Here is a 25,165-nt window from a genome sequence, read left to right as displayed (position 1 = left end):
GGCTGCTGTAGAAGAAAGGCTGCCGCTTCGGCAGCTTTTTCTTCGAATAAACGAAGGAGAAATTGAGATGAAGAACTATACATATGTTTTAAAGTGCAGCGACAAGAGTCTCTACACAGGATGGACCAATGACATTGAAAAACGGCTGAAGTCCCACAACGAGGGCAAAGGCGCCAAGTACACAAGAGGCCGGACACCGGTTGAGCTTGTGTACTTGGAGGAGTTTGATACAAAAGAGGCGGCGATGAAAAGAGAAGCCGCCATAAAAAAGATGAGCCGGGCAGAGAAATTAAAGCTGCCCGGCATAAAAGTATGAGTTATATGCGAATATAAAGAGAACGAAAATATACAGTAAATGTGGTGGTAGATGTTCCGTTATGAAGCCAATAATGTATGGTTGTATTGGAGCAATCATAATTATAAACTGGTATTGATCTATTTCCAGCTGTTATTTGGAGAACTGCAATCATTTTATATCCTGGTACCGAAGACATTGAGTAGGTTCTTTCTCCATAATAACTATTAGCGGCAACCGTGATACTTGTATTTGCTTCTCTCATAATACAATAGTCTTTTAGCTTATTTGAGTTCTCTGAGACTTTTGTATTTAACAAGTTAAAATCGGATTGATTAGTTTTTTTAATAATTTCTGATTTTAAATTATTTAAATTAGTATTTAAGTCATTAACTCTGTTTATTAATTCATTGATTGATTCCGTATGCTCTTGATAAGCTTCAATATTTACCAGTCCTTTGGAGTTCAGTAATACTTCAAAAGGTGCTGTATTGGAAGTGTTAAAATAAAAATCCCATGTAACAGAATAACCCGGACTTTCCGTCTCGGAAGGAATATGCTTCGCTTGCGATGCTTGTGAAATACAAAATAATATCTCACCTTCATCTGGGTCTTCTGCAAAAAATCCAATTTGCCATAAGTCATAACTTGCCTTTAAACCTGTGTTCTCAAGAAGAACCGGAAGAATTGATTTTTCACCTTCTGTCCTGGAGGGTTGAAGTGTAATGTCATATCCTCCTTCTGTGACATCTGTCTGCTGTCGAAGATCTACAACAGGGACCTGTTTGGCACCTGTTGTAACTCTTGTGATTTTTCAAGTCTGTCCCTGAAGCAGTTTCGCCTGCAATGCTTTTCCTTTGTCTGTTAATACTGTGTTTTCCCAAATATCCATAACATTACCTCCTGGTTTGTTATCCTTTATAAAAACCAATGAAAATATGTGACAAATAACAGTTACTTTAAAAAGTATCAGACCATGATCTCTATAAAGAATATAACATGATAACCGAGGGCAATGTGGGCAAGTTAAGTTTGGAACAGGTGATAAAAATCCTATTTTTACACGGAATAATAATTTGCAGTAATTACAATTGCACTTCCTTTTGTGATGGTATTTGCAGTGCTTATACACAAATTTCCATAGGTATTTATATGTCCGCTTATAGCAAATCCTGAGTATTTTAATGAACATGATATTGCCACAGATCGATTACCGTCTCCGAGAGGCAGTCCGTTCAGTAATGTCCAGGAATTCCCACCGGAAAGATCCACAGATGTTATAATTACTATCTGTAAGCAAACCTTTTTTCCGTATGTAAAATATCCACCACCATCTATTGAACATCTATTAGAAGTAGGAGTGGGAACTGTCCAGAGCGGTGTATGGAATAAAGCTGAAATTAAATCATCAACCCTACGATTCACTTTACTAATCGCCTCTGTATGTTCCCGGTAAGCCTCAATATTTACCAACCCGCTGGAATTTAATACAACTTGAAAGGGTACTATATTGGAAGTATTAAAATAAAAATCCCACGTGACAGAATACCCCGGACTTTCCGTTTCTGAAAGAATATGTTTTGCCTGTGTTGCCTGCGCAAGACAAAACAATATCTCACCTTCATCCGGATCTTCTGCAAAAAATCCAACTTGCCATAAGTCATAGCTTGTCTTTAAACCTGTGTTTTCAAGCAGAACCGGAAGAATTGTTTTTTCGCCTTCTGCCCTAGAGGGCTGAAGTGTAATATCATATCCCCCTTCTGTGACGTCTGTCTGCTGCCGAAGATTAACAATCGGGACTTTTTTAGCGCCTGTCGCAACTCGTTTAATCTTTAAAGTCTGCCCCTGAAGCAGTTTCGCCTGTAATGCTTTTCCTTTGTCTGTTAATACTGTGTTTTCCCAAATATCCATAACATTACCTCCTGATTTTTATATCTTATAAAAGCCAATGATAATATGTGGCAAATAGCAGTTATTTTAAAGAACATCAAATCATGATCTCTATAAAGAATATACCATGATGATCAGGGACAATGTGGGCAAGTTAAGCTTAGTACAGATGATAAAATTCTGATTTATTTTGGCATGATTCCATAGATTATAGCTCTATTAATTTGACTTGCTGTTGTTGCCCTGGCAGATAATGAGTTTTCTGATTTTTTATAAATCTGCAATTCATCATTCCCAACAATTATCCTTTTCCCAGAATTTGTTGAATCAATATAGGTACTGGGGATTAAAATTGTTTGATAGACATTCCCATAGCTTCCCCAGGTAATTAAAAGGAAATGATATGAAGACCATGCTATATTAATGTATTCCTTTTCACTTGTAGTGTAATTTGTTACTTCTCCTATCACAGGACTTGTAACTATATTGTTTAAAGCCGAATTTAGACTATCAACTTTTTTATTCACTTCACTGATCGCATTTGTATGTTCCTGATAAGCCTCAATATTCACCAGACCGCTGGAATTCAATACAACCTCAAATGGTACCGTATTGGAAGGATTAAAATAAAAATCCCACGTAACAGAATACCCCGGGCTTTCTGCCTCAGAAGGTATATGTTTCGCCTGTGATGCCTGTGAAATGCAAAATAATATCTCACCTTCATCTGGGTCTTCCGCGAAAAATCCAACCTGCCATAAGTCATAGCTTTCTTTTAAACCTGTGTTTTCGAGCAGAACCGGAAGAATTGTTTTTTCGCCTTCTGTCCTTGAGGGCTGAAGTGTAATGTCATATCCTCCTTCCGTGACATCCGTCTGCTGCCGAAGATCTACAATCGGCACCTTTTTGGAACCCGTCGTAACTCTGGTGATTTTTAGAGTCTGACCCTGAAGCAGTTTCGCCTGCAGTGCTTTTCCCTGGTCGGTCAACACTGTGTTTTCCCAAATATTCATTTTCTTCTCCTTTGTAAAAAATTGATTTGTTAACTGCAGATATGAATATAGCATGATGACCGCGGGCAATGTGGGCAAGTTGAATTTGGGGAGATATCAAAAGAAACACAAAAATCTCTGTGTTTCTTTTGATATCTCCCCAATATGCTGTCTTTAAATATAATGTTAAATAAAAAACATCATGATCAAATGGCAGGCGCTTCCTCCCATGACGAATAGATGGAATATTTCATGAAGTCCGAAATTCTTCCAGTGGTTTTCAAACCAGGAAAGCTTTAGGGCATAGATGATGCCGCCTACGGTATAGATGATACCGCCGGCCAAAAGCAGCCCGAAGCATACGGCAGACAATTTCTTAAATAACGGGGCAATGGCGATAACGCAAAACCAGCCCATGGCGATGTACATGACAGATGACACCCATTTAGGGCAAGTCACCCAGAACATTTTAAAAACAATACCTAAAATAGCAATGATCCAAATGGCAGTCAGCAGCCCGTAGCCCAATTTGCCGCCCAGTACAATAGTACAGATCGGTGTATAGGAACCTGCTATCAGGATAAAGATCATGGCATGATCGAGTTTTTTCAAAACCTTCATCACATGTTCAGAAGAATAAACGGAGTGGTAGGTTGTGCTGGCTCCGTACAGGCCGATCATACTCAGTACAAAGATTGTCAGTGAGGCGATACGAATATAATCGTGAGTCTGAACACTGCTGACAATCAAGGGTATACCGGCCACAACGGACAGAACCATGCCAATAAAATGAGTGATTGCACTTCCGGGATCTTTCAGTCTAAAATTCATAGTGTATATACCTCCGATAAAAACTTGAGTCATTCATATATTATATGTAGTAATGAAAACTATATTCAGTGTATTTATATACTACTACTACAACGAAGCCATTTCAAGGACTTTTCTTATATTTATAAAAAGTTAAGATATTATTTGACATATGTCAGAAATATGGTATGATAATAAATGACATATGTCAGTAATTTACCAAAGGAGAAAACGGATGCCGAGACCCAGAAAATGCAGAAGAGTCTGTGCCATGCCTGAGAATCAGGGCTTTGAGCCGCTGGGAAAACAGGGAAAATGCTGCGGTAACAAAATTGTTAAGATGAGTATTGATGAATACGAAACTATTCGGCTCATTGATTGGGAAAAACTCACTCAGGTGCAGTGCGCAGAGCAGATGGGAATTGCCAGGACTACGGTCACAGGCATTTACGATTCTGCCAGAACAAAGCTGGCGGACGCTCTCATTCACGGGAAAATGTTAATGATTCAGGGCGGGGATTATACACTCTGTTCCGGAGATAAAGAAAATTGCAGCAGACGCTGCTGTAAAAAAGAAAAGGAGAAAGAAAGATGAAGATAGCAGTAACTTATGAAAACGGAGATATTTTTCAGCATTTCGGACACACAGAGCAGTTTAAAATTTATGAGACAGCCGACGGAGAAGTGTTAAACAGTGTAGTCGTATCCACTATGGGAAGCGGGCACGGTGCTTTGGCAGGATTTTTACAGGAACACGGGGCAGACACCCTGATCTGCGGCGGAATCGGCGCAGGGGCGCAGGAAGCTTTAAAGGAAGCAGGAATCACTCTGTACGGAGGAGTTTCCGGAAGCGCGGATCAGGCTGTTGAAGATCTGCTTAATAATGAACTCTCTTATGACGAAAATGTCATGTGCAGCCATCACGGTGAAGACCATCATCATGAAGGGAACTGCGGGGAACACGGCTGCGGCCGTCACTAATTGTCGAGAGACAGGCGCATTGTCTTCTTGACGCAGAACATGAAAATGTGTTATAGTTGATAACGTTGTTGCTCTGGATTGTCAGCATGCCTGACAACCCGGAGCATTATTTTTGATTGAATGAGAAAGATACAGAGGAATTTATGGACGCAGTAAGATTTGATGAGTTGAATATTAATGATAAAATATTAAAAGCAGTGAAAGAGATGGGCTTTGAGGCTGCATCTCCAATCCAGGGGGCGGCAATCCCGGTGGTGCTTGAGGGAAGAGACATTGTTGGTCAGGCACAGACAGGAACCGGAAAGACCGCTGCATTTGGAATACCGCTTTTGGAAAAGATGGATACAAAGGTGAAAAGGCCTCAGGCGATGATTTTATGTCCCACAAGAGAACTGGCGATCCAGGTGGCAGATGAGATCCGTAAATTAGCCAAATTTATGCATGGAGCCAAAGTACTTCCGATCTATGGGGGACAGAACATTACGAATCAGATTCGGTCCCTGAAAACAGGAGCCAATATTATAGTAGGAACACCGGGCCGTATCATGGATCATATGCGCCGTCATACTCTAAAATTAGAGGATTTGAAAATGGTTGTCCTGGATGAGGCCGACGAGATGCTGAACATGGGATTCAGAGAAGATATCGAGAGTATTTTAAAAGAAGTACCGGAAGAAAGGCAGACTTTATTGTTCTCTGCCACGATGCCGAAGGCGATTCTGGACATTACGAAAAAATATCAGAAGGATTCCAAGCTGATCAAGGTAGTGCGCAAGGAACTGACAGTACCGAATATCGAGCAGTATTACTATGAGGTGAGGCCGAAACAGAAGGTCGAAGTGCTCTGCCGTCTGCTGGATATGCATTCTCCGAAGCTTTCCATCGTATTCTGCAATACAAAACGTATGGTAGACGAAGTGACAGGAGAACTGAAAGGCCGGGGGTACTTTGCAGAGGGGATCCACGGAGACCTGAAGCAGAGCCAGAGAGACCGTGTCATGAAAAGCTTCCGAGGCGGACGTGTGGATATCCTTGTGGCAACCGATGTGGCTGCGAGAGGAATCGATGTAGATGATGTAGATGCAGTCTTCAATTACGATCTCCCTCAGGATGATGAGTTTTATGTGCACCGGATCGGGCGTACCGGACGCGCAGGCAGGACTGGGAATGCATTTACTTTCGTGGCAGGAAAAGAAATTTATAAGCTGAGAGACGTACAGCGCTACTGTAAAACAAAGATCAAGGCAAGACCGATTCCGAGTTTAAATGATGTTCAGGCTACCAGAGCAGAAAAGAGTCTGGAGGAGATCACAGGACTGATTGAAGAAAACAATCTGGATAAATATGTAGATATGCTGGATGAATTCATCAATGAGACTGACTTCACAGCATTAGAGATCGCAGCGGCATTTCTGAAAAAGCAGATTTCAGAGAATGAGGAGCAGGAAGCCAATCAAGGTGAAGACTTTGGCGATACCGGAGCTGAAGCGGGAATGGTAAGACTCTTTATTAACATAGGAAAGAAAAAAGGAGTGCGCCCTGGAGATATCCTCGGAGCGATAGCGGGAGAATCCAGCATCTCCGGCGACCTGGTAGGTGCCATTGATGTGCATGATCAATATACGTTTGTAGAAGTGCCGAAAGAGGTTGCAAAAGACGTTATGTACGGAATGAGACACGCAAAGATCAAGGGGAAGAGTGTCAGCATGGAGCCGGCAAACAGGAAATAAAAGTTTATCACTATCTGCAGGTTCCGACTATCTATTATAAACAAATAAAGATTGGAGGCTGCTTGCAGCCAATAAAGAATGAAAGAGGCTGAAAAGTCTCTTTTTTTCTAACTTTTTTTGTTCTATGTCGTTCTTATAACGAAAAAGTTTACATAAAAAGCCGATTTAAAGATTGAAGAAAGGACGGAGAATGTAATGAAAAAAACATGGTTAAAGCGTTTAATAGCAGTTTCATTGGCATTTATAGCTGCCGGCACTGGGACCGAAACTATGCTGTACGCACAAGGAAATTCTGTAAATTCGGGGGGCATTTCAGGTTCAGGAAATAATTCCTGAGAAAAAAACTGAAAAGACGGACCGACCAGAAGCAGCAGAAATAAAAGGGGCAGTTCAGACAAAGAGTTCAGAGAAGACAACAGAAAAGATTAGAGAGAGGGATAATTTAACAAAAAGGATAACTCGATCAAAAAAATTGGCAAAAAACGGACAGACATTCTTAGATGTGAGTAAGGGAGATATTAGAATCACGAAGGATGGGGCCATAGGGGGAGGCCTTTTAGAAAATGAAACGAAGCTGAATCCTAAAGGATATTGGATTACTGGCACTACCTCGTTAAATAACATTGAAGTATCTGAAGGTGTTACAACAAACATTACTTTGGACAATGTGAATATTACTATAGGAAAGGTAGATACTACTACATCAAAATGGGATTGTATTAATGTCTCTCATGCAAATGTAACCATTACACTAATCGGTTCCAGTAATTTGATATGCAATACTGGCAGGTCAGAAGATATGGTTGGGGACAATACAGGAAATGCAATTACCAAAGATGGGATGGATGGGTCACTTACAATTCAGTGTGAGAAAGCCGACGATGAAGGGCACAAGTGCGATAATTCCTGTGGATCTTTAGTTGCTAAGGGAAACCCTTCTTTGTGGCATGTGGGGGCTATTGGAAGTTTCCAGAGAAATGTATTGGATGAGAAAAATTGTGGTTTCTCAAATTTGACTATTAAAGGTGGAAATATCGAGGCATCTGCAGGATTGCATACTGCCGGGATTGGAGTTGCCTGCGTATCTTGGAGAATGGGAAAAGGATATGCAAAAAATATTGTGATCAGCGGCGGGAATGTAAAGGCAGTTGGTACGCAGTATGGAGCCGGAATTGGAACGGGATACGGAAGTAAAGTGGACGGTATCTACATTTCAGGAGGACATGTGGATGCGCAGGGAGGTAAATATGCACCTGGAATTGGAGCGGCAAGAGGCTCTCTCACGGATCTAAATAAGTTTGAAAATATGCTGATAAGCGGAGGTGATACGGTAGTCATTGCGGTTGGAGACGAGGACACCAATATGCCTGGAATTGGCTCCGGCGCGGGAAAGGATAAAGTATCTAACGTGGCTGTTGTACCTGACTTTGGTTACCAGGGATATATCCAAGATGGTATTTCTCTAATGGACTACATATTTGTAGATGGTATCCCTTTCAAGGACAAGACAGCTATCAACGTGGATAAATTTTGTACAAAAGTGTATTTTGGGCCATTACGGGATACCAATGAAATTGAAAAAGATACAAAGGAACAGATTGGTGCTAATCATGTAATTACCAAGTCTGGCGGGAAAGCATTTACTGAAGATCAGCTGAAAACTATTACTATGGTGACCGGAAAAAAAGAAAATGGAAGTGACTTTTTAGAAGAGGAGATGTCTTTCGAAGATAAAAACCAGATTATTTTACTAAACGAAGCAAAGACGGAGGGAAAGATCGGCGAATTCCCCCTGACGTTTAGCACACCAAACGGGACCAAAACTACGGTAATGGTCTATTTGAAAGCAAATGGGACCGATGTGGCAGAAATGGATTCAAAACAATTACAGCCTACTATTGGAGCCAATGATTTTGAGAGGGACAGCGGAGGGAAAGCGTTTTCAGAAGATGATGTTAGAAGTTTTTCATCAGTCCAGGGCAAAGATGCGGATGGAGTGACCCATCAGATTGGGGACTTCAAAGTAAATGAAAAAGAACTTGAATCTATTAATAAGGTAAAGATTTCGGGTAAAGGGGGAAGTTTTAAGCTTACTTTTACATCACCGGATGAAGAAAAGGCAGTAATTACCGTAACGTTATATGGTGAATATGACAGAATAAATGAAAACCCAGATAACAAAGAAGTAATCAAAGCTAATCATATAATCAGCAGGGCTGGCGGTATAAAATTTACAGAAAAGCAGCTTAAAGAAATCAGCGGAGTGAGAGCTTTATCATCAGATGATTATGCGATAGATACAGAACTAATTTTTCTGCCGGATAGAAAAGAAATTGAGAATATCAATGATGCGAAGACATCTGGAAAAATAGGAGAATATCCGTTGACATTTTCTACCCCCCCAACGGAACCAGAGTCACAGTAATCGTATATTTAAACGAGGAGGGCTTTGACAGTGGTGACTGGAAAAAAGGAGATCCAAGCTTGGGAGCGGATAACCTGCTTTATCCAACTGGTGGTACAGGATTTACGAAAGATGAGATTATAGTACTTTGCAAGGCAAAAGCAAAAAATAAATATGGAGATAATATTGTACCGGAAATCAATGACGAGCAGCTTCAACAAATTAATGTGCATAAACAGAATGGGTATACCGGGTCATTTAAATTATTTTTTTCAATAGAAGATGATATAAAAGCCGAAATAATCGTTACACTGACAGGCAAGCACGAAGTGTCTTATGATACAAAAGGAGGGATAGATACACCTAAATCTCAAAAAGTGGATGGCGGAAATACAGCAGCAGAACCAAGGGAACCGAAAAAGCCAGGTTATGTATTTATAGGCTGGTATTACACAAATGAACAAGGACTGGAACAGAAATGGGACTTTGATACACCTGTACATTCAGATATAACCCTGATAGCAAAATGGGAAAAGGAGAAGGAAAAAAATAAAAAATCTGAATCCGAATCAAATCAGCAGAAAAATGGAAAATACAAAAAAGCAGATAACAAAGGCCATTCGGATAATAAGTATCAGAAATGGAAGTATAAAGAAGTCAGCAGACAAAGCAGTAGGTTTGTACCCAAAACTGGAGATTCTGTGACTGTGACAAATGTTATAGCGCTCTTTGTGTGTTGCTTCATTTAAAATTTTTTTGTGTTTGAATCCTCTTGACAATATATATACGGTATTCTATACTAAAAACAGTAACAATTATTATTATGAGAGGAGGACGCCTATGCAGCCTGCGACGAAAAGGAGCAAGCAGAGGGATGCGATCATTAACTTTTTGATGACGAGAAAAGATCATCCGACTGCGGATACCATTTATGTAAACATAAAAGAAGAATTTCCAAACATCAGTTTAGGTACGGTTTACCGCAATCTGGCACTGCTGTCAAGCCGCGGTGATATCCTAAAACTGAGTTATGACGGCGGGGCAGACAGATACGATGCCAATGTTGGTCCGCACTATCATTTTATATGCAAAGAGTGCGGGGAAGTCATCGATCTTAAGATGGATCCGATCGACCATGTGAATGCGATCGCAAGCGCCCAATTTAAAGGTCGTGTAGACGAGAATGTCACTTACTTTCGTGGAGTATGTGAAAAATGTTTAAAAAAAGATATTGACAATACAAAATAGCGGTGTTATGATTAGATCAACAGGAAAACAGTAATAGTTACTGATATCTTTACTGGGTTTCTTGAACACAGCAAAAACAGTAAAATAAATTCAAAGGAGATGTATAAGTATGAAGAAATGGGTTTGTACAGTATGCGGTTATGTTCACGAAGGAGATACTCCACCAGAAAAATGTCCAACATGCGGAGTACCGGCAGAAAAGTTTAAAGAGCAGACAGGTGAAAGAGAATGGGCTGCTGAGCATGTAGTCGGAGTGGCACAGGGAGCCAGCGAAGACATCATGGCTGACTTAAGAGCAAACTTTGAAGGAGAATGTTCTGAAGTAGGTATGTACCTTGCAATGAGCCGTGTGGCACATAGAGAAGGATATCCGGAAATCGGATTATACTGGGAAAAAGCTGCACTGGAAGAAGCAGAGCATGCAGCTAAATTTGCTGAACTGCTTGGAGAAGTGTTAACAGACAGCACAAAGAAAAACCTTGAGATGAGAGTTGATGCAGAGAATGGAGCAACAGCAGGTAAGTTTGACCTTGCAAAGAGAGCGAAAGCTGCAAACTTAGACGCAATCCATGACACTGTACATGAGATGGCAAGGGATGAAGCCCGCCACGGAAAAGCTTTTGAAGGATTATTAAAAAGATATTTTGGATAGAAAACATATAGAAAAGAGACTGCGCCCGCAGTCTCTTTTTGCATTTGTTAAAACGAAATCTAAGGATTCAGGATATTCTTTACAATATCCGCATCGCTTAAATAGACTATTTTGGAATCTTTCAGCTTCACATAGTAATTTTCTCCACCCTTATCTTTGGAGCCGATATACAAGGTGAGAGATTTTGATTTCTTTGTTTCTGTATCCTTATAGGTAATATCTACTGTGACACGGGATTCACTGTCCAGGCCGTATTTTGCGAGGTCTTTATCTTTGACGGAGTAGTTCTGACAGTCGCCGAAAGTGAACACTCCAAGTCCTCCGGCAATGCTGTCCATATCATTTTTGGATTTGGATGTGTAGGTTTTTACCTTGCTGCCGCTGGTTACAACAACTTTTTTCAGATTCCCGCTGCTCAGTGTGGGAAAAGTATCCGTCTGCATCATATCATTCAGAGAGTAAGATAAACCAGAGAGAAGGTCTGCGGATACAGTATAAACAGTCGATTTATCATCCAGCGTCAGATAATAGTTGTCTCCTGAGGCACTGCCGATATAATAAGTCGTCTGTGTTCCCTTTTTATCCTTTACCCTGATCGTATAGGCGGGGTGTTCCAGTCCGTAGTCTTCAAGGCTGTCTCCGTTTTTTAGTTTCCGGACGGCCTCGATCTTCTGAAACTGAGATGCCATGGAGGTGAGATAACTCTGTTCCACAGGAAATTCGCTGTTTTTTTCATAAAACCATGTACCGTTCCTTTTCACAAAAGACAGATCCTGCCCGTTGTTATAGGAAATAGAGGTGAGATCCGACATATCTTTAATGATCAGTTTGTCAGAAGAACTTTTTTGTGCAGACTGTTTTTTCTGATACATGCGGAGTCCGGCGTACAGGGCTAGAAGCCCTGCAAAGACCAGAATCAGAATGATCAATGTTTTTTTCTGTCTCATAGAAACCTCCTTACCTTCTTCTCCGGCGGAACCAGACGACAAAGCCTCCGGCAATGACCATGAAAGGAATGACAAAAATGATCAGGATACTGAAGATACCCGGGTGTGCGATGCTGTTATAAGTCACCTGGAGGCTCTTCGGCGAGACGGAAATATTATCTGCACTGTCCAGATTCGCTGTGACAGAATTCATGAACAGCGTAAGGTTTTCTAAAGTTGAAAAAGACTCTGTTACCTGTGCGTCAATGAGCATATTGCTTCCGTAGACGGTCAGACGGCTATCTTTCTTTTTCTTCTTTCCGCCGCTGTCTTTTACAGTGACCGATTCTGTGGCTGCGGCACCCAGTATATAGGTTCCCTGTGTCTGTTTCTTCTCTGTGACGGCACAGCCGTTTTCAGAAGTGGCCATGAAAGATTCCACATTGATGGTATCCCGGACAGGATCTGTCTGCGTCATGCCTTTCGAGTTAATCATCAGCACAGAATTTGAGGAGATACCGGAGGCCATATCGCCGCTCACAGATAAGTTCGGTATGAGATAATAATAATTTCCCTGATAGCAGCGCTCTGCGTCGGCAATATATCCATTGGCAACTTTCAGGCCATAGTTTTCCAAAATACCATAGAGCCGTGTCATGCTCTTGTCTGTATAGGCCAGAAGGGACATGACGTTTCCCCCTTTTTTCAAATAAGTGGTCAGAACTTTGGCTTCATCTTTTGTGAGATCGCTGGTCGGGCCGTTGAGTATAAGAAGGTCACAGTCCTCCGGTATAGATGAGGCAGTCAGGAGATTCAGCTCTGACACAGAGATCCTGGATTTTTCCATCAGATCTGTGACAGAAGATGACAGGGCGGTTTCACCGTGTCCGGCCGTGTAATAAGCCTTATATTCTTTTGTATTTGTCACATAATCTACTGCACTGGTCAGCTGTCCGTCTCCGTCAAACTTTGTGGCGGAAGAAGATGTATTATAATAGGAAGATTCCGTTACTAAAATATCGTCGAAGGAGATCGAAGTCTGCCGGTCTGTTGCTTTACAGGATACGACGATACTGTTTTTTTCCGTGTCATACTTTGTCAGTGCGGAAGGATGCAGTACGGGGTCGATCCATTCTACCCTGAGGCGGCTGGAGAGAGAGGCATACTTGGTGATAAAGGTCCTGATACGGTCATCGGTGTTCCCTTTTTCGGCGATTACATAAAGGCTGACGTCCTTATCTAAATTTTTAAGCAGCTTTTGGCTTGTTGATGAGATCTCATATATATTGGTGTCGCTGATATCAATCTGCCGGATCTTCTGAGGCAGCTGTGCCACAAGAAGATTAAACAGGATTACGATTCCTATGACAACGGCAGTAACAGCTATGCTGTATGAGCCTCTCCTGGAATTCTTTGTCTGAAATAATTGTTTTATTTTATCCACTTACAGTCCTCCTAACTCCATCGTCTTTTCTGAACTGCCTGCACGGTCAAAAATATAAAAAGAATGATGACGGAGAGATAGTATAAAAGCCCTCCGATATCAAAAATATAGTTCTGAGCGAAATTATAGAAAACACCGGTCAGGACGAAATGTTCCAGAATGTCATGAATGAAATTTTCAAATACAGACGATTTAATGAAATAAACCGCAATACTTAAGACCAAGCCGGCAATCTCGGCAATTCCTGCTATGATTTGGTTTTTTGTAATATGATAGATCAGTCCTGCGGCCATTGACAGGAACAGGATGGTGATGATGACGCCGCTGAGTGCGCTGGTCGGCACATAGTTTAAGAGATTGTCAAGCATATACAAAAAGAATAAAACCCCGAAGGTGCTGATCGCCGCAATGACCGGGCTCTCTGTCAGGGAAGACAGAAACATTCCAATGCCGATAAAGACACAGCCCAGCAGATAAAAAGCCAGGATCGAAGAATAATCCACCAGAAGATGAGCATTTCCCTGAAATTTGATGATCAGAGGAAACAGGCAGTAGATCAGGCAGGGTATGGCGAACACCGTGATCATCGCAAAGTATTTGCCTAAAATGATCTTTGTCAGAGGCACAGGCGAGGTCAGAAGCAGCTGATCTGTCTTATTTTTTCTTTCTTCCGCAAAGCATTTCATGGACAGAACCGGGACCGTGATCAGAACGGCAAAGATGACGCCGGACAGCGAATAAGAAAAATAGGGATAGCCGCTGGTCAGGTTATATACCATAAAATATACACCTCCTATGACAGTGAGAACTGCCGCAAAGGCACAGCCAATCATGGAGGTAAAATAGGAGCGGAGTTCCCGCTTATAAATTGCTTTCATCTTTTTCGTCTCCTTCCTGTTCCTGGCTGTCTGTGTCGGTCAATTCCAGGAAAATGTCTTCTAGATTCGTCCTGGAAATATAAATCCGTGTGACCGGGATTTTTTCTCTTGCAAAAGCAAGGGAAATCTCCCGGCAGATTTTTTTACTGTCGCCGGTGAATTCCACTGAGATATCGCAGGAATCTCCCGTGTCTCCTTTCCAGCAGATTGTGTGTATGCCGGAGAGAGAATCCAGAACAGACTGTATTCGGGCCGGGTCCGACATGATGGTAAGCTCCACACTATCCTTTCCACGGGACATTTCTTCCAGTTGTTTTGGTGTACCCTCGGCTGTCAGGCGCCCTTTTGAAATAATGAGGACATAATCGCAGATTTCCTGAACCTCCGCCAGGATATGAGAGCTGAGAATGATCGTATGATCTTTGGAGAGTGTGCGGATGAGCTGCCGGATTTCGATGATCTGCTTTGGGTCCAGGCCAACCGTCGGTTCATCTAGAATAATGATTTCGGGGAAACCAAGCACTGCGGCCGCAAGACCGGTTCTCTGGCGGTATCCTTTGGAAAGATTGCGGATCAGGCGGCTGGAAACATCGGTAAGCCTGACGAGACTGAGGACTTCGTCTACCTGTGCCGCCCTTTCTTTTCCGGGGATCTCTTTTAATTCAGATACGAAACTTAAATATTCCCGGACGGTCATATCAGGATAGAGGGGCGGAATTTCCGGAAGATATCCCACGGATCTTTTCGCTTTCTCCGGTTCTTTTAAAATATCGAATCCGTTGATCAGGACTTCTCCGCTGTCTGCGCCGATATATCCGGTCATGATATTCATCGTAGTGGACTTTCCGGCGCCGTTAGGTCCGAGGAAACCGTAGACCCGGCCTTTCTCGATTGTAAATGACAGGTCATCCAACGCCGGATGGCCGTCATAGCTCTTGGTAAGATGTTTTACTTCAATCAATTTACTGCCTCCTTTTGTGTTGTCTCCTAACATAATAAAAAAGAAAACGAAACAAAATGTGATGAAAGTTTGATTCTTTTGTGTTCTCCTTCTGATCCTCAGTTACAAGTCTTTTTTTTTATTTCCATTTCTGTTATAATCTTAGAAAATAATTTCCATGTGACCTGCATTGTGTGAAAAGGGGCGGTGACTATGAAGGTAAAAGGCGTCAGACTTTATGGGGTAAAGGACATCAGGATGGAAGAATTTGAACTTCCCGGGATCAAAGAGGACGAGATCCTGCTCAAGATCCTCTGCAATGGAATTGCCATGTCTACTTTAAAAGAAATCACGCTTGCACAGAGGCATCTGAGGGTTCCGAAGAACATACGAAGATATCCGATCTTGATCGGACATGAATTCGCCGGTGTCATTGAACAGGTGGGTGAGAAGTGGAAGGATCAGTATTGTCCCGGAGACAAGTATGTAGTTGTTCCTGAGATACCCGGACAGATTGAGTCTCCCGGTTATTCCTATGAGTATTTCGGAGGAGCTGCCACCTACTGTATTGTCCCGGGAGAAGTGATTGAAAAGGGATGTCTGCTTACTTTTGAGGGGGAGAGCTTTTATGAGGCAACAGTGGCACAGGCACTGTACAGTATTGTGGGAAGCTTTCACTCCAATTACCACAGCAAACCCGGTTCCCACGACCACATTTCCGGCATCAAAGAAGGCGGCAATACAGTGATTCTTGGAGGATGCGGGCCCATGGGGCTGATGGCTATCCGCTATGTTCTGACTATGGAGAAGAAACCGAAAAGGCTTGTGGTGACGGATATTAACGAAGATCGGATTGTCAAAGCCAGAAGGCTGATTCCGGTGCAGGAAGCACAGCGAAATGGAGTGGAGCTTTACTATATAAATCCGTCCATGATGGTAGATCCTGCTTCCGCTCTGCTGGCACTGACCAATGAAAAGGGATATGACGATGTTTTCGTCTATGCCCCGCCGAAAAACGTGGCGGAGACAGGGAACAGGATCATGGCCATGGACGGCTGCATGAATATTTACGCGGCAACGGCGGACAAGAAGTACAGGGCGGGCATGAACATCTACGGCAGCCATTATCTTAAGACCAAGCTTATCGGCTCATCCGGGGGCCTTAGAAGCGATATGGAAGAAGCTCTTGAGCTGCTCCGTGACAAGAAGGTCGATGCTGCTATGAACATTACCCATATCGGAGGCCTTGATGCGGTTGTAGATACTACCTTGTATTTAAAGAAGATGCCGGGAGAGAAAAAGATCGTGTACACGCACATCTCTATGCCGCTGACGGCGATTGAGGATTTTCGGAAACTGGGAAAAGAAGACCCTCTGTTTGAACAGCTGGCGGATGCATGTGATGAGGCCGGGGGATTCTGGAACAAGAAAGCAGAGGAAATCCTGCTTGACTGGCATTCGGCGGAAGAATAGGGAAACAGATTTTTTTACCGTTATTTCCTAATAACTTCCTTGCATATTTGTATGTGAGTTAGTATAATATAGGAGTGAATTTACTTGACAAGTTCGGGTATAAGTAGGTATACTTTGATAATCAAACTATTATGAGGTATGAAGGAGATTAAATTATGTTAGAGAAAATGAAGGAAATCATTGCAGAACAGTTAAGCGTTGATGAAAGTGAAATTGCGTTAGAGACATCTTTCAAAGATGACTTAGGAGCTGACTCCCTGGACTTATTTGAATTAGTTATGGCATTAGAAGAAGAGTACGATGTAGAGATTCCGTCTGACGATCTGACAGAGCTTAATACTGTCGAAGATGTAATCAACTACTTAAAGAATAAAGGCGTAGAAGATTAAGATTGACAAAATATTGGCTTATAACTGATGATTTGAGGTTATAAGTCAATTTTTTAGAAACAGATATTTTGAAACTCAAAGTAATTGACGAGGTGATAACGATGGGTAAAATTGTTTTTATGTTTCCGGGACAGGGAGCACAGTATGTCGGTATGGGACAAGAGTTCTATGACTCTTTTGAACACAGCAGAGAAATATTTGAAAAAGCAAATGAAGTGTTGGATATTGATGTGAAGGCATTGTGCTTCGAGGAAAATGAAGACATTAACATTACGGAGTATACACAGGCGGCCATGGTGACAGCCAGTGTGGCCATTTTAAGAGAGATCGAAGCCATGGGTATAAAAGCAGATATGACAGCCGGTTTAAGTCTCGGTGAATACTGTGCCCTTGTTGCAGGCAATGTCATGAGCTTTGAGGATGCAGTCAAAGTTGTCCGCCAGAGGGGAATCCTTATGCAGGACACAGTGCCTGCCGGTGAGGGAGCTATGGCGGCTGTTCTTGGCATGAAGAAAGAAGAGATCGAGGCAGTGCTTCCCGGAGTGGACGGAGTTGTCTCCATCGCCAATTACAACTGCCCCGGACAGATTGTAATATCCGGGGAGGTGAAAGCCGTAGAGGCAGCGGCAGACGTGCTTCGCGAGGCGGGAGCCAAAAGAGTTCTTCCGTTGAAAGTCAGCGGACCATTTCACTCTCCTATGTTAAAACCTGCCGGGGAAAAACTGCTTGAGGTCTTAAAAGACGTGGATGTTCAGGATCCGGAGATTCCGTATGTTTCAAATACGACTGCAGAATTTGTTGCTTCCAAAGATCAGGTAAAAGACCTGCTGGGAAAACAGGTTTATTCTTCTGTCCGTTGGGAACAATCTATACATAAAATGATAGAAGCGGGAGCGGATACTTTTATCGAGATCGGTCCTGGAAGAACTCTGTCCGGCTTTATGAGAAAGATCGACCGGAAGATGAAAGTGATCAATATAGAGAAAAAAGAAGATTTGAAAAAGCTTGAGGAGGTCTTATCATGTTAGAAGGAAAAGTAGCTGTTGTCACAGGTGCAAGCCGTGGGATCGGCCGTGAAGTGGCACTTACCCTTGCAGGCTATGGGGCGAAAGTCATCGTCAATTACTGCGGGTCCAGAGAAAAAGCCGAAGAAGTGGTCGCTTCGATCAAAGAAAACGGCGGAGAAGCCAAAGTATATCAGGGAGATGTCTCCGATTTTGATACGGCCAAAGAAATGATGGCTTCCGTAAAAAAGGAATTCGGTTCCATCGACATCTTGGTAAACAACGCAGGAATCACAAAAGATAACCTGGCTATGAAGATGAGCGAAGAAGAGTTCGATCAGGTGATCAATGTCAATCTGAAGGGAACCTTTAACTGCATGAAACATGTGGCAAGGATTATGCTGAGACAGAAGTCCGGTCATATTATCAACATGTCTTCCGTTTCCGGTGTGATTGGAAATGCCGGGCAGATGAATTACTGTGCCTCCAAGGCAGGAGTCATCGGTATGACCAAATCTCTGGCGAGAGAACTTGGGTCCAGAGGGATCACGGTCAATGCGGTGGCACCGGGGTACATAGATACGGAGATGACGGAAGTGCTTCCGGAGGACGTGAAGAAGGGTATTATCGATACGATCCCGTTAAAAAAAGTAGGGACGACAAAGGATATCGCAGAGACAGTAGCATTTTTAGCATCTGACAAGGCGTCCTATATTACTGGGCAGACGATCAGTGTGGATGGCGGAATGGGAATGTAAAGGAGAGCAGTATGAAGAATTTAAAGAGAGTCGTAATTACCGGAATGGGTGCGATTACTCCGATCGGAAACAGTGTGGAAGAGTTCTGGGACGGAATCAAACAGCAAAAGACTGGATTTGCTCCAATCAGTCATTTTGATGCCAGTGAATACAAAACTCATCTGGCAGCAGAAGTAAAGGATTTTAAAGCGAAAGATTATATAGACCCGCGTTCTGCAAGGAGAATGGAACTGTTCTCCCAGTACGCCGTGGCTGCGGCCAAAGAGGCTATCGAGGATTCCGGACTGGATCTGGAAAAAGAAGATACAGCGAGGATTGGTGTATCTGTCGGGTCGGGAACAGGAAGTCTGCAGATTGTAGAAAAAAACACCGAAGTCATCCGTACAAAGGGTCCTAACAGAGTCAAGCCTCTGGTGGTTCCGATGATGATCTCCAACATGGCTGCGGGAAATGTTTCCCTTGCGTTTGGGTTAAGGGGCAAGAGCATCAATGTAGTTACTGCATGTGCTACAGGCACGCAGTCTATTGGAGAAGCATTCCGCTCGATCCAGTGCGGCGAGGCAGATGTGATGGTGGCAGGAGGAACGGAAGCCTGCATCACGCCGGTAGCTGTGGCGGGATTTGCCTCTCTGACAGCACTGAGCAGTTCTGAAGATCCAAAACGTGCATCCATTCCGTTTGATAAGGAAAGAGACGGATTTGTTATTGGAGAGGGAGCAGGCGTAGTAGTGCTCGAGACATTGGAGCACGCCAAAGCCAGAGGTGCCAGGATCCTTGCGGAAGTCGTGGGATATGGTGCTACCAGCGATGCTTTCCATATCACATCTCCGGCAGAAGACGGAGAGGGTGCAGCGCGTGCGATGCAGTTTGCCATTGACGAGGCGGAGATTCGTCCCGATGATGTGGACTATATTAACGCCCACGGAACGAGTACACCGGCCAACGACAAGTTTGAGACGAAAGCGATCAAAACAACCTTCGGAGAGCACGCCAAAGACTTGAAGATCAGTTCTACAAAATCTATGATCGGTCACGGACTTGGGGCTGCCGGAGCCATTGAGTTTATCACCTGTGTAAAAACTGTTCTGGAAGACTACATTCATCCGACCGTAGGACTTAAGGTGCCGGATGAGGAATGTGACCTGGATTACACATTAGAGCCGGTCACAGACCGCACGGTCAATTATGCTCTGAGCAATTCACTTGGGTTCGGAGGGCATAATGCAACACTTCTGATCAAAAAGTTTGCGGAATAGGGAGGATAGACTATGAAATTAGAGGAAATGAAAGAACTGATCCAGGCATTATCAGAGTCAGATGTCGATAAGTTTGAATATAAAGATGATGATTTCTCAGTAAAGCTGTCAAAGAAGAAGGAAAGAGTCCTGGCAGCACCGGAATTGGCAGCGCCGCCTGTACCCGCGGCGGCTCCTGCGCCGCAGAACACGCCGGAAGTTCTGCCGGAAGTAAAAGAGGCGGAAGGCAATGCCGTGACAGCTCCTTTGGTCGGGACTTTTTATGCAGCTCCGTCGGAAGGAGCAGAACCGTTCGTGCAGGTAGGTGATACGGTGACAAAGGGACAGATCATTGGAATTGTTGAAGCTATGAAGCTGATGAACGAAGTGGAGAGTGAGTTTGAAGGAACCGTAGTGAGCATCCCGGTTCATAACGGGGATATCGTGGAATACGGGGAACCTCTGGTCATTATCCGGTAGGAAAGGGGAAACATATGCTGAATATTAAAGAAATTATGAATATTATCCCACACAGGAGCCCGTTTCTTCTGGTTGACCGGATTGAGGAAATGGAAGTCGGAAAAAGGGCAGTGGGCAAAAAATGCGTGACATACAATGAACCGTTCTTTGCGGGACATTTTCCGCAGGAGCCGGTGATGCCGGGTGTGCTGATCATCGAGGCACTGGCTCAGGTGGGAGCCGTGTGCTGCCTTTCTGCGGAAGAGAATAAAGGAAAGATTGGATTTTTAGGCGGAGTCAATAAGGCAAAATTCCGCGGAAAAGTCGTACCAGGAGACGTGCTGAATCTGGAAGTAGAGATGATCAAGGTGAAAGGACCGGTAGGCGTCGGCAAGGGAACCGCAACGGTGGACGGAAAGGTCGTCGTGTCCGGCGAAATCACATTCATGATCGGCTAGGAGGAAGCGTCGTATGTTTAAGAAAATTTTAATTGCAAACAGAGGAGAGATCGCGGTGCGCATTATCCGGGCCTGCCGTGAGATGGACATCCTTTCTGTAGCGGTTTGCTCCGAGGCGGATAAAGAGGCTCTGCACGCACAGCTGGCGGACGAGACCGTCTGTATCGGTCCTGCGCCTGCAAAGGACAGCTATCTGGATATGGAAAGGATCATTGGAGCTGCCATGGCGGTAGGAGCGGATGCCATTCATCCGGGATTCGGATTTTTATCGGAGAACAGCAAGTTTGTCCGCATGTGTGAAAAGTGCAACATATCCTTTATCGGGCCTTCCGCAGAAATCATTGACAAGATGGGGGATAAATCTTCTGCCAGAAAGACGATGATGGAAGCGGGTGTTCCGGTTGTGCCGGGGACCAAAGATGCGGTTTATGAAGCTTTGGAGGGCAGGAAGACTGCCGATGAGATGGGATATCCTGTCATGATCAAGGCATCCGCAGGCGGCGGAGGCAAGGGCATGAGGATCTGCGAAGATTCCGCAGAGTTTGAACATATATTTGAAACGGCAAAGCGGGAAGCAGAAAATGCTTTCGGAGACGGCACCATGTATATTGAAAAATATATCCGTGATCCGAGACATATCGAATTTCAGATTCTGGCTGATAAATACGGAAATGTAGTTCATCTGGGTGAGAGGGACTGTTCCATCCAGAGACGTCATCAGAAGCTGATCGAGGAGTCACCGTCACCGGCCATTAACAAAGAACTCAGAGAGAAGATGGGAGCCATTGCAGTCAAAGCGGCAAAAGCGGCCGGATATTACAGCGCAGGCACCATTGAATTCCTGAAGGACCAGGACGGGAATTTCTATTTCATTGAGATGAACACCAGGATTCAGGTAGAACATCCGGTCACGGAATGGGTCACCGGCATAGACTTGATCAGGGAACAGATTCGCATTGCGGCGGGAAGGTATCTGACTTATCAGCAGAAGGATATCCATATCTCCGGACACGCCATCGAGGTAAGGGTAAATGCAGAGGATACGGAACACGATTTCAGGCCGAGTCCGGGAACCGTTACAAACGTACATTTTCCGGGCGGCAAGGGTGTGCGCATTGACTCTGCCCTGTTTACCGGTTATCAGATTCCTCCGTTCTATGATTCGATGGTTGCAAAACTGATCGTATATGACAAAAACCGTGAACTGGCATTGAGGAAGCTCAGAAATGCTCTGGGAGAGCTGGTGCTGGAAGGCATCAGGACGAACATTGATTACCAGTATGACATCATCAATCATCAGGATTTTATTGACGGAAATGTAGATACCGGATTTATTGAAAGGTTCCAGAAGGAACGGGAAGAAGAGACAGAAAGCCAGGGTGAAGCATCATGTTAAAAGAAATGTTTAAGAAAAGAACATTGACACCTCAGGAGAAAAAGCAGGCGGAACGGGTAAAAAAAGCCAAAGATACCCTGCTTGAATACCAGGCGCCGGAAGGGCTGTTCCAAAAATGCAGTGACTGCGGAAAGCCGGTCTATAACGAAGACATTATTGAAAATTATTATATCTGTCCCCACTGTGGAAATTATTTCAGAATACGGCCGAGAACAAGGATCGCCATGGTCCTGGACCGCAATACCTTTGAGGAGTGGGACACCGGACTTGCCACGTCCGATCCGCTGGAGTTTCCGGGCTATTTGAAAAAGCTGGAGCACCAGAAATCTGTGACCAATCTGGAAGAAGCGGTGATCACGGGAAAAGGAAAGATTGGGGGCAGTGAAGCGGCCATTGCAGTCATGAGCGCTGATTTTATGATGGGCAGCATGGGCCAGGTCGTTGGTGAAAAGATCACAAGGGCCATCGAGAGAGCAACTGATCAGAGAATCCCGATCATTATTTTTACATGTTCGGGAGGAGCCAGGATGCAGGAGGGAATCATTTCCCTGATGCAGATGGAAAAGACATCGGCGGCTTTGAGAAGACATGACCAGGCGGGACTTTTGTATATCAGTGTACTGACAGATCCGACGACCGGAGGAGTGACTGCAAGTTTTGCCATGCTGGGAGATGTCATACTGGCGGAACCGGGAGCATTGGTTGGATTTGCAGGGCCGCGAGTCATCGAGCAGACCATCGGACAGAAGCTTCCGGATGGTTTCCAGAGATCTGAATTTCTGCTGGAGCACGGATTTGTGGATAAGATCGTTGAGCGGAAGAACCTGCGGAAAGTGCTTGCCACCATTATAAGGAGTTGTTGTTATGAGTCATAATAATTTAACACCATGGGAGAGAGTCGAGATCTCCAGGTCAGCGGAGCGGCCGACCAGCCTGGACTACATCACAACGATTTTTGACCGTTATATGTCTCTGCACGGAGACCGCTTATTTGGCGATGACGGGGCGATCGTAGGAGGGCTGGCATCCATAGACGGGATTCCGGTCACAGTTGTCGGACAGCAGAAAGGCCGTTCTACAAAAGAAAATATAAAAAGGAACTTCGGAATGCCTTCCCCGGAAGGCTACAGGAAGACTATGCGTCTCATGCGCCAGGCAGAGAAATTTCACCGTCCGGTCATCTGTTTTGTGGATACGCCGGGAGCCTTCTGCGGCATCGAAGCTGAAGAGGGCGGTATCGGTGAGGCGATTGCGAGGAACCTTTATGAGATGTCTTCCCTGAAAGTTCCGATCCTTTCAATTATGATCGGAGAAGGCGGCAGCGGCGGAGCCATCGCCATGGCTGTCGGCAATGAGGTGTGGAGTATGGAAAACTCCACTTACTCAGTCCTTTCCCCGGAAGGGTTTGCAAGTATTTTGTGGAAAGACGGAAGCAGAGCATCCGAGGCTGCAAAAGTAATGAAGATCACAGCGGCAGATTTAAAGGAACTCGGAGTGATCGAGAAGGTTATCAGAGAACCCGAACCTGCAAGCATTGATAATATTATCGAACTTTCAGAGGAGATCAGAGAGATGATTGTTGATTTCCTGAAACGATATAGGAAGAAAACGCCGGAAGAGATTGTAGAAGAGAGATACCAGCGCTTTAGAAAGATGTAAGTGAAAGAAAGACCACGGAGGTAATGGAAGTGAAACCATTAAAGATCGGGGATTTGGTTGCGAAAATCCCTATTATACAGGGGGGAATGGGCGTAGGTGTCAGTTTGAGTTCCCTTGCGGGAGCTGTTGCAAAAGAGGGCGGCATCGGTGTGCTGTCGGCGGCTCAGATCGGATACGACGAGCCGGATTTTGAGAAGGACCCTGAGGGGGCCAACATGCGTGCCATGAAAAAACACATCAGGAAGGCCAGAGAGATTGCGCCCGACGGTATCATCGGCATAAACATTATGGTAGCCACAAGGCTGTATGCCAACTATGTAAAGGAAGCGATTGCAAACGGCATTGACCTGATCATTTCAGGCGCGGGACTTCCGACAGAGCTTCCGGCTCTGGCAAAGGGAAGCAGGACAAAGCTTGTCCCGATCGTATCCCCGAAAAAGTCGGCGCGGGTGATTCTCAAGATGTGGGATAAAAAACATCAGACGGCGCCGGATGCGCTTCTGATCGAGGGGCCGAAGGCCGGAGGTCATCTGGGATTTAAATACGAAGAGCTTGTCAGCGATGAGACTTATGAAAACTATGACGATACGATCCGTGAGATCATAGACATGGTAAAACCATATGAAGAAAAGTATGAAAAAGACATTCCGGTTATCGTGGCGGGAGGAGTTTCTTCCAAAGAAGACATGGAGCACTGTCTTTCTATGGGAGCTTCCGGCGTGCAGATTGCCACTCCGTTTGTCACCACTGAGGAATGTGATGCTGATATCAGGTATAAAGAAGCTTATATTAACTGCAAAAAAGAAGATATCACAATCGTAAAGAGTCCGGTGGGAATGCCGGGGCGGGCCATCAAAAATAAATTTATGGAAATCGTCCAGAGAGAAGGCAGGATCAAGCCGAAGCACTGTTTTAACTGTATGTCTGCCTGCAATCCCGGTGAGACAGTTTACTGCATCACGGAGCGCCTGATCGAGGCTGTCAGAGGAAACATTGATGATGGATTGATCTTCTGCGGGGCTGATGCGTGGAAGTGTCATAAGATCAGCACGGTAAAAGATGTGATTGGAAGCTATATAAAATAAAAGATTAAGCGAACAAAAAATCTCCGCAAAAGGATTCACTGCCTTTTGCAGAGATTTTT

24 protein-coding genes and 1 pseudogene are annotated in these 25,165 nt (G+C 44.1%); 18 read left to right on the top strand and 7 right to left on the bottom strand.

Annotated elements, in window-relative coordinates:
* Nucleotides 1-67: 67 nt before the first annotated feature.
* Complete coding sequence (locus tag DWV34_RS05390; protein WP_039946949.1) at nt 68-316, top strand: GIY-YIG nuclease family protein; 249 nt, start codon at nt 68-70, stop codon at nt 314-316.
* A gap of 1,038 nt (nt 317-1,354) precedes the next feature.
* Here the strand turns inward: DWV34_RS05390 and DWV34_RS17360 are convergent.
* The 3 genes from DWV34_RS17360 to trhA all read right to left on the bottom strand — a co-directional run bounded on the left by DWV34_RS17360 (nt 1,355) and on the right by trhA (nt 4,008).
* Nucleotides 1,355-2,206, bottom strand: coding sequence for a hypothetical protein (locus DWV34_RS17360; RefSeq protein ID WP_187115085.1), 852 nt, complete (start codon nt 2,204-2,206; stop codon nt 1,355-1,357).
* A 164-nt stretch (nt 2,207-2,370) separates the two neighbouring features.
* Complete coding sequence (locus DWV34_RS17585; protein WP_233444289.1) at nt 2,371-3,198, bottom strand: hypothetical protein; 828 nt, start codon at nt 3,196-3,198, stop codon at nt 2,371-2,373.
* Between the two features lie 165 nt (nt 3,199-3,363).
* The gene (trhA, locus tag DWV34_RS05360; RefSeq protein ID WP_233444290.1) at nt 3,364-4,008 is read right to left on the bottom strand and encodes a PAQR family membrane homeostasis protein TrhA; all 645 of its coding nucleotides are present in this window, start codon (nt 4,006-4,008) and stop codon (nt 3,364-3,366) included.
* A gap of 214 nt (nt 4,009-4,222) precedes the next feature.
* On the opposite strand from trhA, the gene DWV34_RS05355 reads away from it, so the two are divergent.
* From DWV34_RS05355 to DWV34_RS05330, 7 genes are all read left to right on the top strand, one after another.
* Complete coding sequence (locus tag DWV34_RS05355) at nt 4,223-4,582, top strand: DUF134 domain-containing protein (RefSeq protein ID WP_022260822.1); 360 nt, start codon at nt 4,223-4,225, stop codon at nt 4,580-4,582.
* Nucleotides 4,579-4,968 (top strand): NifB/NifX family molybdenum-iron cluster-binding protein, encoded by a 390-nt coding sequence (locus DWV34_RS05350; RefSeq protein WP_009289969.1) that lies wholly within the window; start codon nt 4,579-4,581, stop codon nt 4,966-4,968. The genes DWV34_RS05355 and DWV34_RS05350 overlap by 4 nt, the downstream gene beginning before the upstream one ends.
* A gap of 143 nt (nt 4,969-5,111) precedes the next feature.
* Complete coding sequence (locus tag DWV34_RS05345) at nt 5,112-6,698, top strand: DEAD/DEAH box helicase (RefSeq protein ID WP_009289968.1); 1,587 nt, start codon at nt 5,112-5,114, stop codon at nt 6,696-6,698.
* A 502-nt stretch (nt 6,699-7,200) separates the two neighbouring features.
* A complete protein-coding gene (locus DWV34_RS05340; protein WP_233444291.1) occupies nt 7,201-9,123 on the top strand; it encodes a hypothetical protein in 1,923 nt (640 codons plus the stop codon).
* A gap of 59 nt (nt 9,124-9,182) precedes the next feature.
* Complete coding sequence (locus DWV34_RS17580; protein WP_227052166.1) at nt 9,183-9,851, top strand: InlB B-repeat-containing protein; 669 nt, start codon at nt 9,183-9,185, stop codon at nt 9,849-9,851.
* A 91-nt stretch (nt 9,852-9,942) separates the two neighbouring features.
* A complete protein-coding gene (locus tag DWV34_RS05335; protein WP_118475611.1) occupies nt 9,943-10,350 on the top strand; it encodes a Fur family transcriptional regulator in 408 nt (135 codons plus the stop codon).
* Nucleotides 10,351-10,459: 109 nt separating this feature from the next.
* Nucleotides 10,460-11,002: an NADH peroxidase gene (locus tag DWV34_RS05330; RefSeq protein ID WP_006568456.1), complete on the top strand. Its 543-nt coding sequence runs from the start codon at nt 10,460-10,462 to the stop codon at nt 11,000-11,002.
* A 59-nt stretch (nt 11,003-11,061) separates the two neighbouring features.
* Here the strand turns inward: DWV34_RS05330 and DWV34_RS05325 are convergent, their stop codons facing one another.
* Genes DWV34_RS05325 through DWV34_RS05310 form a run of 4 tightly spaced genes read right to left on the bottom strand, consistent with a single transcriptional unit; the run spans nt 11,062 to nt 15,244 of the window.
* The gene (locus tag DWV34_RS05325) at nt 11,062-11,949 is read right to left on the bottom strand and encodes a DUF4340 domain-containing protein (RefSeq protein ID WP_118475608.1); all 888 of its coding nucleotides are present in this window, start codon (nt 11,947-11,949) and stop codon (nt 11,062-11,064) included.
* A gap of 10 nt (nt 11,950-11,959) precedes the next feature.
* On the bottom strand, nt 11,960-13,372 hold the full coding sequence (locus DWV34_RS05320; RefSeq protein WP_118475606.1) for a GldG family protein: 1,413 nt from the start codon (nt 13,370-13,372) through the stop codon (nt 11,960-11,962).
* Between the two features lie 11 nt (nt 13,373-13,383).
* On the bottom strand, nt 13,384-14,250 hold the full coding sequence (locus tag DWV34_RS05315) for an ABC transporter permease (protein WP_118475604.1): 867 nt from the start codon (nt 14,248-14,250) through the stop codon (nt 13,384-13,386).
* Entirely contained in the window at nt 14,234-15,244 is a 1,011-nt protein-coding gene (locus tag DWV34_RS05310) for an ABC transporter ATP-binding protein (protein ID WP_118475602.1), read from the bottom strand. The genes DWV34_RS05315 and DWV34_RS05310 overlap by 17 nt, the downstream gene beginning before the upstream one ends.
* Before the next feature lie 159 nt (nt 15,245-15,403).
* Here DWV34_RS05310 and DWV34_RS05305 point away from each other — a divergent pair, with 159 nt between their 5' ends.
* The 10 genes and pseudogenes from DWV34_RS05305 to DWV34_RS05255 all read left to right on the top strand — a co-directional run bounded on the left by DWV34_RS05305 (nt 15,404) and on the right by DWV34_RS05255 (nt 25,106).
* Nucleotides 15,404-16,663 carry a zinc-binding dehydrogenase gene (locus DWV34_RS05305; protein ID WP_118475600.1) on the top strand — a complete coding sequence of 420 codons (1,260 nt, stop codon included), beginning with the start codon at nt 15,404-15,406 and terminating at the stop codon, nt 16,661-16,663.
* Nucleotides 16,664-16,818: 155 nt separating this feature from the next.
* A complete protein-coding gene (gene acpP, locus DWV34_RS05300) occupies nt 16,819-17,052 on the top strand; it encodes an acyl carrier protein (RefSeq protein ID WP_006568462.1) in 234 nt (77 codons plus the stop codon).
* 101 nt (nt 17,053-17,153) lie between these two features.
* The gene (gene fabD, locus DWV34_RS05295; RefSeq protein ID WP_118475598.1) at nt 17,154-18,080 is read left to right on the top strand and encodes an ACP S-malonyltransferase; all 927 of its coding nucleotides are present in this window, start codon (nt 17,154-17,156) and stop codon (nt 18,078-18,080) included.
* A complete protein-coding gene (gene fabG / locus DWV34_RS05290) occupies nt 18,074-18,814 on the top strand; it encodes a 3-oxoacyl-[acyl-carrier-protein] reductase (RefSeq protein ID WP_006568464.1) in 741 nt (246 codons plus the stop codon). The genes fabD and fabG overlap by 7 nt, the downstream gene beginning before the upstream one ends.
* Nucleotides 18,815-18,825: 11 nt before the next feature.
* Nucleotides 18,826-20,070 (top strand): beta-ketoacyl-ACP synthase II, encoded by a 1,245-nt coding sequence (gene fabF, locus DWV34_RS05285; RefSeq protein WP_118475596.1) that lies wholly within the window; start codon nt 18,826-18,828, stop codon nt 20,068-20,070.
* A 12-nt stretch (nt 20,071-20,082) separates the two neighbouring features.
* Nucleotides 20,083-20,529, top strand: a complete 447-nt coding sequence (gene accB, locus DWV34_RS05280; RefSeq protein ID WP_009289956.1) for an acetyl-CoA carboxylase biotin carboxyl carrier protein — start codon at nt 20,083-20,085, stop codon at nt 20,527-20,529.
* Between the two features lie 14 nt (nt 20,530-20,543).
* Complete coding sequence (gene fabZ / locus DWV34_RS05275; protein WP_118475594.1) at nt 20,544-20,966, top strand: 3-hydroxyacyl-ACP dehydratase FabZ; 423 nt, start codon at nt 20,544-20,546, stop codon at nt 20,964-20,966.
* 13 nt (nt 20,967-20,979) lie between these two features.
* Nucleotides 20,980-22,362: an acetyl-CoA carboxylase biotin carboxylase subunit gene (locus DWV34_RS05270; protein ID WP_009289955.1), complete on the top strand. Its 1,383-nt coding sequence runs from the start codon at nt 20,980-20,982 to the stop codon at nt 22,360-22,362.
* Nucleotides 22,356-24,021 (top strand): annotated as a pseudogene (locus DWV34_RS18080) (acetyl-CoA carboxylase carboxyltransferase subunit alpha). Before DWV34_RS05270 ends, DWV34_RS18080 begins: the two are co-directional and overlap by 7 nt.
* 23 nt (nt 24,022-24,044) lie before the next feature.
* Nucleotides 24,045-25,106, top strand: coding sequence for an NAD(P)H-dependent flavin oxidoreductase (locus tag DWV34_RS05255; RefSeq protein ID WP_009289954.1), 1,062 nt, complete (start codon nt 24,045-24,047; stop codon nt 25,104-25,106).
* The last annotated feature ends 59 nt before the right edge of the window (nt 25,107-25,165 follow it).

Origin of the sequence: Anaerostipes sp. AF04-45 (assembly GCF_003461725.1) — a bacterium.
GTDB lineage: Bacteria > Bacillota > Clostridia > Lachnospirales > Lachnospiraceae > Anaerostipes > Anaerostipes caccae.
This window is presented reverse-complemented; position numbering and strand designations above follow the sequence as displayed.